Genomic DNA, 1,372 nt, shown 5'->3' on the forward strand with positions numbered 1-1,372 from the left:
TCCGGCCGCCTCGATCTGCGCGATCGACAGATCGGTCGCCTGCCAGGCGGGGAGGAAGAGTGCGATGCGCAGGGCGTGCAGGCCGAACACGGCGGCGACGAGCCCGTGCAGCACCTTGCCCGACAGGATCTCGCCGCGCAGGCCCGCGGCGCAGACCATCGCGAGCGGCACCATCAGCCGGAGGTCGAGATGCATCGTCGTCGCGGTGCGCGTCGGCATCACAATGACGAGCGCGGCGATGGCAAGGACCATCGCTTGCGCCTGCGGCGCCAGCCGAAGCTTCAGTTCGCGCCCGGCGACGAGGACGGCGAACAGCATCACCCCGCCCCACACCAGGCCGCGCCAGGTCGGATCGCCGACGAAGAACCCGACGGGTGCCGCGAGCTTGGCGCCGAAGTCCCAACTCGGCGTCTGGCGCGTTGCCGGATCGACCAGCCACGGCCAGAGCCAGGCGACCGCGGGCCGCAGCGCCGCGACCGCAAGCGACAGCGCCTCGTGCATGGCGCCGCGATCGCGCCGGATGGCCTGCAGCATCACGCCGCCGATCGCGGCCCCGCAGGCAATCCAGGCGCCGAGATGGGCGGCCGCGACGATCGGGCTCGCCACCGCGACCAGCGCGATCGCGCCGAGCAGCGACCGCGTGCGCAGCGCCAGAAATCCCGCCAGGGCGACGAGGGCCAGACCGGCGCCGAGCTGGAAATTGGTCAACCCGACCGCCGCCATGTAGTTGCAGGCGAGCAGCGTCGCCGCGAGCGCCGGAATGGCCGGTTGCGGGTGACGCAAGGCGGCGGCGAGGCCATAGGTCCCGACGATCTGGAGGCTGAGGGCTGTCGCGATGACGCAGCGCGCCGCGACCGCCGCCGGCAGCCAGGCGCCGAGCATCACGCCGAGCGCGTCGCCCAGGGCGTTGGGCAGGCGCCAACCCGCGAACAGGTAGTCGCCCGGCGCGACGTCCGGCTCGAGGATACGCAGCAGGATCGCAAGGCGCGCCGTCTCGAAGGGATGGTCCAGGATCGCCGGATGGGCGAACAGCGCGAGCGGGGCCAGGAGTGCCAGAAGCGCGATGGGAATCAAGCTCTGCGGCTTCATCGTCGAGACGGCCGATCAACCCGTGGCCGCTCGAGCTCGACCCGGACCGCCGCCGGATGCCCGAGCGGGCGGGACGGCTGGGCAACCCCGGATGATCTTGGTGCTACGGGGCATTTCCGTCATGACCGGTGCTCTGCTCGCCTTGGAAGCCCACGATGCAATCCAGGCTAGCATGTCCGGCCCCGCCCAGGCCCGCGATCAGGCTTGGCAATCCGGCCCGGCGATCCGGATTGACGGTCGGGGCCGGCCTCCTCATGGTGCGCGCCTTCGACGGCCAGGCACA

Annotated in this window: 1 protein-coding gene and 1 pseudogene; both read right to left on the bottom strand. The window is 71.9% G+C overall.

Annotated features, from left to right (window positions below; genetic code table 11):
- Positions 1 to 1,089, bottom strand: a pseudogene (locus IT540_RS20655) (hypothetical protein); the annotation flags it as partial.
- A 103-nt stretch (positions 1,090 to 1,192) separates the two neighbouring features.
- Positions 1,193 to 1,372, bottom strand: a 180-nt coding sequence (locus IT540_RS20660) for a hypothetical protein (RefSeq protein WP_291181766.1), incomplete at its 5' end; no start/stop codon positions are given.

The organism is Hyphomicrobium sp. (assembly GCF_020852195.1).
GTDB lineage: Bacteria > Pseudomonadota > Alphaproteobacteria > Rhizobiales > Hyphomicrobiaceae > Hyphomicrobium_C.